Source organism: Photorhabdus heterorhabditis (assembly GCF_001280945.1).
GTDB classification, from domain to species: Bacteria; Pseudomonadota; Gammaproteobacteria; order Enterobacterales; family Enterobacteriaceae; genus Photorhabdus; species Photorhabdus heterorhabditis.
In genome coordinates, this window is sequence record NZ_LJCS01000096.1 from 1 (window position 1) to 8,615 (window position 8,615).

The window sequence follows — 8,615 nt, forward strand, 5'->3', positions numbered from 1 at the left end:
TGGGAGGTAATGATAAGAGAAGCCATTGAGTTGGGGGCATCTTCATATGATTTAGCTGTTTCTTATTTTTATACTGCTTTATACAACAGTCATATCAATCGACCGATTGATGAAGTCGCGGAAAGAGAGCGAGTCGTTAAGTTATTTGATAAAGCTGTTCAATACTCAGCTGAAATACTGGATGTTATGGAGCTTTATATTAAAGCCAGAAGTTGTGAGAAAGGAGCAGGATTTGGCCTAAGTCGAGCAGGGCAAAAATTACTTGAATTTGTTAATTCTCCACTTGATTTTCCTGTGGCCCAATCGTCACCAGGTGCAGATGCACAAACGATTGACGCAATCTGTGAAATACTTAATAAGTACGGTCGTCATGGTCATGTGTTGAAAGAATATTATCAAAAGAGTTATATTGACCAACTTAAATACGGCGTAGATTTGACTGAACCTCAATATATTGAGCGAGCTAGTGCGGTCATTAAAGTTTCTCTAGATCCTGAGATAAATACGCGAAGAAGTGTTCCATATTTTAAATCATGGTGGCCAATATCATCGTTTACGCTGATCACGAGTGGTAATCGTGATCTAAATATGGCAATTACCAGCAGAGTTAAGAAATATATCGAAGAAAGTAAAGTCAGGATTTTAATTAACGGTGAATTGCTTGAAGAAATCAAGCCATCATCTGAATGGTCTCATCGTCAACTACGAATTCCAGGCTATCTCACTAAGCCTGGATTTAATAAGGTCACCTTAGAGTGGCCTAAATTAGCACAGGATGAAAAAAAGGAAGTGTTAAATATATCATTTAGATATAATAAAGGTTTAAAAACTGAAATATTTCCAGTATTTGGTGAATTATTCTCATTAAAGGTCTCTTATTCAGAATAGTCTGGTTTTACAATATCTGTGTGATCTGCCATCCATTCAATAAATCTGGTTTATCGATCTTGTTTGATGGCAGCACTTTGTGTTTATATTATATAGGATTAATAATGTTCAGAGGTGAATTGATTTATGTCGCCGTTAATGTTAAGGCTTTTACCGATAATACTTATCGTTGGAATGGTTCCATCATTTGTAGAAGTTGATATTACTTTGCCAGCATTCCCCCAAATGCTGAGGTTCTTTTCTGCAACTGAATCGGCAGTGCAATTTACTTTAATAGTGAATTTCTTAGGGTTATGCCTATTCACACCTATTTTCGGTCCTCTTTCTGAGTCGTATGGGCGAAGAAAAGTCATTCTAATCGGAGCTACTCTATTCTTTATTGGTAGTGTAGGTTGTTCAATTTCGGGTGATCTGAGTCAATTGTATTTATTTAGGTTTATCCAAGGAATTGGGTGCAGTGCTATTTGGGTTGTTGGGTTTATAATTTGCTCGGATACCTATAAAGATGAGGAGTCAGTACAGGTTTTTGGAATCCTTAACTCAGCAATATCAGCGGCTCTCATTATAGCACCTGTTGCTGGCTCTCTTATTGTTGTATATTATGATTGGAGATCTACCTACCATTTAGTGGCTTTACTGAGTTTTCTTTCTCTTATGGCTGTGTTTATCATTCCTGAAACAAATCGTGATACGATAAAACTGAGTGTAAATGAGGTTGCAAGAAATTATTGTCAACTTATATTTAGTACGCGTTTCTTGATATATACTTTTACCCCTGGGTTATTAGTGTCTGCATGTATTGCATATGTATCTGTTGTCCCATTTTTATATATAGATAAAATGGGAATGAGTTACTATATTTTTTCGATACATCAAGCAATATTAGGAATATGTTTAGCGGTGGCCGGATTCTATTCAGGTGCTTTGAATAGAAAGATTGGTTCAGTTAATTGTATCTATCTGAGTATTGTCATTTGTTGCATAGGGTGTAGTTCACTCATAATATTCAGTCATTTTTATCCTAAATCTGCAATACCCTTTACGCTGTCAATGGCTGTCATTTGTATTGGTTCTGCTTTTCAATATAGTATGGTGTTCTCTCATTCTTTGGCATTGTATCCTAAATTGGTGGGTTCAGCATCATCTCTATTAACTTTTTTTAGGCTTATTTTTTTCAGTCTCAGTGTTTTTATTTCAGGATGGGCATTTACTGGAAAGCTATTTAATTCAGCAATAGTAGTATCATCGATAATTACTATAGGGTTATTGTTTTCATTACTCGTTTTAATTGATTTTCGAAATCATGCAGTAAGTCGATAAATTAACGATAGGTCACATGTTAACTAATTAAAGGGTCATTTATGAGAATTAAAGTTATTGTTCCGTTGTTGACATCGAAATATAATTCAGCAGTACAAGAGGAGATTTCTTACTATATTGCACAGGATGTATTAATTACCGTTGTTAATTTAGAGTCTGGCTCACCTTCGATTGAGTCTCGTTACGACGAAATGTATTCAACTCCTGAGATTGTTGACAAAATCATCGAATCTGAAAAGGAAGGATATGATGGCGTCTTTGTGAGTTGTGTAAGTGATCCTGCTATTTCCGTTGCGAGAGAGATAGTTGATATTCCTATCGTTGGTGGATTCGAGCCTGCTGCGTTAAGTGCTGGAATGATCTCGAAGCGTTGGGGAGTAATTACAATTACTCAGTCTTGTGCACGTTTGATTAGAGATCTTGCGACGTTAGCTGGTATTCACCAGAAATTAGCTTGTATTTGCAGCATTGATCAATCTATTGACGAGTTGCACCAAATACCTGGAAAGTTAGAAGATGTTCTCCTCACTCAAACTAAAAGGATGGTTAATGAAGAACGAGTAACAGCTATAGTATTAGGTTGTACTGGCATGATAGGGATGGCGAAGTACTTATCCAAAGAGATGGGAGTTGTAGGAATGCCGATTCAGGTGATTGACCCTACAGCGGTTGCATTAGGTTATCTACAGATGATGATAAGAGCAGGTCTTACCCATAGTCGTTTGGAATATCCAAAACAGGATTTAAGAAAAAGGAGGATTAGCTGCATTGAATAATATGTGTAATTGCATACTATTAAGTTGATTATTAAGGTAGTCTTTGAACTCGATAATATGTGATAAGGTAGCTGATTCTGGCAGCTTTAGTTTTGCCTCTTGTTAAGCCACAATTTTTTAGTCCTGTCAGTATACTAAGCTGGAATAGCTTGCGCTGGTGTCACAAGTTATTCATCTTATCAGATTAGTAATTGCAACTAGCTTGTACTTCGTACTTTTTTGTATATGATATTGGTAATCATTATCATTTAAATTGGTGTAAGTTATGATAAGGGCTAAAGAAAGGCAAAGATCTCTTTTCTGGCAGGGAATGACCAGCTTGTGGGGAGTGGGTTTATCTAGTTTGGCGGGAATACTATTCGTAATAGTGAATCCAGGAATTGAGCAGTTTAAAATTGGGGTAGTAGTCGCAATGTTGCTAACTTTATTTATGTTGTTGAATCAGAGGTCGCGCCATTTTCTGTTAATACCATCAGGATTTGCTGTACTGTGTGCTTTGCTGGCTGGCGCGAATCGGTTTGGTTGTTTTTGACGTTGTTTAGGAGGAAAAGTAAGTGAGAAAACTGATGCGAAAAATGAACAGATTGGTGCGAAAGGAGGGACTTGAACCCTCACGTCCGTAAGGACACTAACACCTGAAGCTAGCGCGTCTACCAATTCCGCCACCCTCGCAGGTACTGTTATTTTCTGTTGCCGAATCTTATTGGCAGTTGTCTGATTTGGTGCGAAGGGGGGGACTTGAACCCCCACGTCCGTAAGGACACTAACACCTGAAGCTAGCGCGTCTACCAATTCCGCCACCCTCGCAAGTTCAGACACTATCAACCTTGATTGATAGCATGGAGGCGAATTCTAGAGATTTTGTAGCCTACGTCAATCATTATTTATTATAGCGTTGCATGATTGCCGTAAAAATCATCATTTACTATTTTGTTATCAAAGATGGCCTGTCCATAGTCACGGACAGGCTAAACAAATCAGGATTTTTTTATTGCTTGGTAAACTTTGAATTTCCCCGTCTGAGCAATGACTTCATGATTGCCAAACGTTTTATCCAGTAAATCGGGATAAGGCAGGAAAGCATTAGCGACAATCCGTAGTTTACCCCCAGGTTTAAGGTAGCTGGGCGCCTGGCGGATCAGATCGTCGGCTGCCCGCAAACTGGTTTTCAATCCTTCATGGAAGGGGGGATTAGAGATAATCCAGTTGAATTTATCTTCAATATTGGAATAAACATTACTGACGATAACTTGACCTTCCAGTTTATTGGCTTTTAAGGTTGCTTTACTGGAGGCAATAGCGGCTGCATTAACATCACTGAGAGTAAGTGCTAGCTCAGGATTATTTTTACCCAATACGGCAGCTAAAACACCCGCACCACATGCGATATCCAGTAAATTGCCAGAGAGAGGCTTGTCAAAGGTAGAAAGCAATAAACGGCTGCCAACATCCAGTTCATCCTGGCTAAATACACCCGGTAAAGTATTCACTATGACGTTTTCCACTTGATAACTGTTCCACCAGTTATCCTGTTCAAACAGCACCTCATGTTCTAATCTGCCGTAGAAGAGGCTGCAACGACGGGCGCTGTCGATTTTTTGGAAAGTTGCCATACCGTCCATCAGTTTGTCTACACTACGTACTCCGCTACGGTTTTCACCGACAATAAAGATATTGATACCTTTTGGTAAAACAGAGAACAGGCTGCGTAATTGAAAGCGAGCTTCTTGCTTACTTTTAGGCCAGTAATAAATAAGGGTGTCGCAACCTCGGGTAAATGCTTTTTCGGCTGCCAAGCCAAACCAGGCATTATCACCCAGAGTACGGATCAGTGATTGCCAGTGATGATATTGGTTAGTGTGCACTCGCACACTGGCAGCATCAATTTGGGTTGCCAGTGTGTCTTGAATATCACCCGCGAACAGCAGGTGATGAGAGCTAAATTGCTCACGGTGACGCAAAATAACTTCACTGGCGGGGGTTAATGCAGACATTTGTCTATAAACTCCTTCATGTTCTGTGTTCAAATATTAGGTAATGATAAATCTAAAACCCAATATTGGCGCAGATAGTGGCCTCTGATAACATGTTACTGATTATTTTTTACAGCAGGTGAATAGATATGGTAACCCGGCGCGACAGGTTATTAGCTCAATTGGGGATTACCCAATGGGCCTTACGTAACCCGGCGGTTTTGCAAGGTGAGTTAGCTGTTCACCTACCTGATGCCACCCGTCTGCTAATTATTACCAATGACCACATTGATTTAACTCACTCATTATTAATAGATATTTTTACAGCTATGGGGCTGGATAAATCCTCTGTTTACTGCATTACATCAGATAATGTTGTGATGCTACCGGAACAGGTTAAGTGCCCATGTTGGCTGTTGGGTGTGGATATTACACTATCATGGCAAGGGATTTCTTTGAGAAGCCCTGCATTAAATGATTTATATTGTGATGGAAAGGCAAAACGTTCTCTTTGGCAGCAGATTTCTCAACATGAACAACATTTCTCTATTAACTCCCGCTGATCTCCCGTTCGCTTTTCTGGTTGAACAAACTAGTCATGCGTTCCCGTGGAGTGAAAAAACGTTTTTCAGTAATCAGGGTGAGCGGTATCTGAATTATAAAATAACGATTAATGAACAACTTATTGGCTTTGCTATCACTCAATGGGTATTAGATGAAGCCACATTATTTAATATTGCTATTCATCCCGACTATCAAGGTAAAGGTTACGGTAAAGCATTACTGGAATATTTAATATCCATTTTACCAGACAAAGGAATGAATACCTTATGGCTTGAGGTAAGACAATCGAACTACTCCGCTATCAGGTTGTATGAACATTTAGGCTTTAATCAAGTCTCTGTGCGTAAGAATTATTATCCTACTGCAACAGGTAAAGAAGATGCCATTATTATGGCATTGCCGTTACTTTCTGAATGGTGCAATGAAATTGATTGATTGTTTATAGCACCAATTTCAGCGAAAATGAGCGCCAATTTTTTATTCATCCATGGGTTTGGGAGTTGTTTTCCTTGCGGGGAAGCGCCTGATGTTGAGTACAAGCCCGTATACAAAGCAGAAGATTCTTATTGATGTCAAATTCCCCTTTTCAGCAAGAAGTCGCTAAACGGCGCACTTTTGCAATCATTTCTCACCCTGATGCAGGGAAAACAACCATCACTGAAAAAGTGTTGCTGTTCGGACAGGCGATTCAGAAAGCAGGTACAGTGAAAGGTCGTGGTTCAAATCAGCACGCGAAATCTGACTGGATGGAAATGGAAAAACAACGTGGTATTTCCATTACTACTTCGGTGATGCAATTTCCTTACCAAGATTGTCTGGTTAACTTGCTTGATACGCCAGGACATGAAGATTTCTCCGAAGATACTTACCGCACATTGACGGCGGTTGACTGTTGCTTGATGGTCATTGATGCCGCTAAAGGTGTTGAGGATCGTACACGTAAATTGATGGAAGTGACCCGTCTGCGTGATACCCCGATTCTGACGTTCATGAACAAGCTTGACCGCGATATCCGTGATCCAATGGAATTGATGGATGAAGTGGAAAATGAGTTGAATATTGCTTGTTGCCCAATCACCTGGCCGATTGGGTGCGGTAAATATTTTAAAGGGGTTTATCATCTTTATCTTGATGAAACGTACCTGTATCAAACCGGGCAGGGGCACACTATTCAGGAAGTCCGCGCGATTAAGGGGCTGAATAATCCTGAATTGGATGCTGCGATTGGTGAAGATTTGGCTGAGCAATTGCGTCAGGAGTTGGAACTGGTGCAGGGCGCTTCCCACGAATTTGATCATCAGGCATTTTTGCAAGGTGAACTTACACCCGTATTTTTCGGTACTGCATTGGGTAACTTTGGTGTTAACCATATGCTGGATGGTTTGGTTAAATGGGCGCCTGTACCAATGCCTCGTCAGACCAATGTCCGTGCAGTTTCTGCTCAAGAAGAGAAATTTACCGGATTTATCTTTAAGATTCAGGCCAATATGGACCCTAAACACCGCGACCGCGTGGCTTTCTTGCGTGTGGTATCAGGTAAATATGAAAAAGGCATGAAGTTGCATCAGGTAAGAATTAAGAAAGATGTTGTTATTTCTGATGCGCTAACATTTATGGCTGGTGATCGTTCTCATGTGGATCATGCCTATCCGGGAGATATTATCGGTCTGCATAACCACGGGACAATTCAGATTGGTGATACCTTTACCCAAGGGGAAGATCTGAAATTTACGGGTATACCTAACTTTGCGCCAGAATTATTCCGTCGTATTCGTCTGCGCGATCCTCTGAAGCAGAAGCAGTTATTAAAAGGATTGGTTCAGCTATCTGAAGAAGGTGCAGTACAGGTATTTCGTCCCCTGATGAACAACGACTTAATTGTGGGGGCTGTGGGTATTCTACAGTTTGATGTTGTTGTTGCTCGTCTGAAAAGTGAATACAACGTTGAAGCTTTATATGAACCAGTAAACGTTTCGACTGCGCGTTGGGTTGAGTGTCATGACGCTAAAAAGTTGGAAGAGTTTAAGCGTAAGAATGAACAAAACTTGGCCCTCGATGGTGGTGATAATCTGACCTATATTGCGCCAACCATGGTCAATCTGAATCTTACTGGTGAACGTTACCCTGATGTTAATTTCCGTAAGACACGGGAGCATTAATATTTTATAAGGCTAACAATAGGTTAGCCTTTTTTCTTTACAAAAATATATATAACACAAGAATAATTTATAATTTAGTCGGCCAGATCCGTCTTATTTTATAGCTCTTTGCTTTATTTTCCTGTTACTATTTCCCGGTCTTCACTGTATCTGGTGTTTTTATTTTCCAATTTAGCTTAGCTACTGGAAGTAATAACCCATTTCTAATTCTAATGCGGATTGTTATTCTGTTTATACCCTATGGATTTCAAGATGCATCGCGGCGGCAAGAGAACGCATCCCCAGGAGCATAGATAACTATGTGACTGGGGTAAGTGAACGCAGCCAACAAAGAAGCAACTTGAAAGATGACGGGTATAGGTTACGTTTAGATTACCGTGTACAAAGACAGTATTGAATGGCTTTATAGATTCAGAAATCTAACCGACAAAAGGAAGGTATAAGATGAAGAATGTTAAATTGACTCACTCATTGATGGCTGTTGTTTTAGGCACCGCCTTGGTCAGCGGTAATGTGCTGGCGGAAGAGTCTTTTAAAAATAAAGCGACACAAGCATTTGATAGTGCTGGTCAAAAGATTGATGATTCAGTGAAAAGTGTTGATGGTTACATGGGAGATAGTGCAACCACAGCAAAAATTAAAAGCGAGCTGTTGGCAGAAAAGGGTATCAGCAGCAGTGACATCTCTGTAAAAACAGAAAAAGGAGTAGTTTATATTTCTGGTTTTGTGAAAAGTGAGGAACAATCCAGGAAAATTTTAGCGGTTATCGCTAAAGTGAAAGGGGTCAAATCTATTCAAAATGGTTTAACCATAAAAAAATAATATATACCCAATATACCCTATGGATTTCAAGATGCATCGCGGCGGCAAGGGAGCGAATCCCCGGGAGCATAGATAACTCTGTGACCGGGGTGAGTGAGTGCAGCCAACAAAGA

The 8,615-nt window shown here is 39.9% G+C and carries 9 protein-coding genes and 2 tRNA genes; 8 read left to right on the forward strand and 3 right to left on the reverse strand.

The features are described from left to right. The 4 genes from AM629_RS19730 to AM629_RS19745 form a co-directional block, all read left to right on the forward strand. The coding region (locus tag AM629_RS19730) for a hypothetical protein (RefSeq protein WP_235525549.1) at positions 1-888 on the forward strand (888 nt) is incomplete at its 5' end. 126 nt (positions 889-1,014) lie between these two features. Further along, positions 1,015-2,208, forward strand: coding sequence for an MFS transporter (locus tag AM629_RS19735; protein WP_054481332.1), 1,194 nt, complete (start codon positions 1,015-1,017; stop codon positions 2,206-2,208). 41 nt (positions 2,209-2,249) lie between these two features. Further along, a complete protein-coding gene (locus tag AM629_RS19740; RefSeq protein WP_054481334.1) occupies positions 2,250-2,984 on the forward strand; it encodes an aspartate/glutamate racemase family protein in 735 nt (244 codons plus the stop codon). Between the two features lie 265 nt (positions 2,985-3,249). Next, on the forward strand, positions 3,250-3,516 hold the full coding sequence (locus AM629_RS19745) for a DUF1435 family protein (RefSeq protein WP_054481336.1): 267 nt from the start codon (positions 3,250-3,252) through the stop codon (positions 3,514-3,516). A gap of 53 nt (positions 3,517-3,569) precedes the next feature. Here AM629_RS19745 and AM629_RS19750 read toward each other — a convergent pair. The 3 genes from AM629_RS19750 to rsmC form a co-directional block, all read right to left on the reverse strand. Continuing rightward, positions 3,570-3,656, reverse strand: a tRNA-Leu gene (locus AM629_RS19750). A 48-nt stretch (positions 3,657-3,704) separates the two neighbouring features. Further along, positions 3,705-3,791, reverse strand: a tRNA-Leu gene (locus AM629_RS19755). A 170-nt stretch (positions 3,792-3,961) separates the two neighbouring features. Beyond that, entirely contained in the window at positions 3,962-4,978 is a 1,017-nt protein-coding gene (gene rsmC / locus AM629_RS19760) for a 16S rRNA (guanine(1207)-N(2))-methyltransferase RsmC (protein WP_054481339.1), read from the reverse strand. Positions 4,979-5,106: 128 nt separating this feature from the next. Here rsmC and AM629_RS19765 point away from each other — a divergent pair, with 128 nt between their 5' ends. From AM629_RS19765 to AM629_RS19780, 4 genes are all read left to right on the forward strand, one after another. Then, positions 5,107-5,520 (forward strand): DNA polymerase III subunit psi, encoded by a 414-nt coding sequence (locus AM629_RS19765; RefSeq protein WP_054481341.1) that lies wholly within the window; start codon positions 5,107-5,109, stop codon positions 5,518-5,520. Beyond that, positions 5,489-5,956, forward strand: coding sequence for a ribosomal protein S18-alanine N-acetyltransferase (gene rimI / locus AM629_RS19770; protein ID WP_054481344.1), 468 nt, complete (start codon positions 5,489-5,491; stop codon positions 5,954-5,956). Before AM629_RS19765 ends, rimI begins: the two co-directional genes overlap by 32 nt. Positions 5,957-6,090: 134 nt before the next feature. After that, positions 6,091-7,680 carry a peptide chain release factor 3 gene (prfC, locus tag AM629_RS19775; RefSeq protein ID WP_054481346.1) on the forward strand — a complete coding sequence of 530 codons (1,590 nt, stop codon included), beginning with the start codon at positions 6,091-6,093 and terminating at the stop codon, positions 7,678-7,680. Positions 7,681-8,124: 444 nt separating this feature from the next. After that, positions 8,125-8,502, forward strand: coding sequence for a BON domain-containing protein (locus AM629_RS19780; RefSeq protein WP_054481347.1), 378 nt, complete (start codon positions 8,125-8,127; stop codon positions 8,500-8,502). Positions 8,503-8,615: the final 113 nt, after the last annotated feature.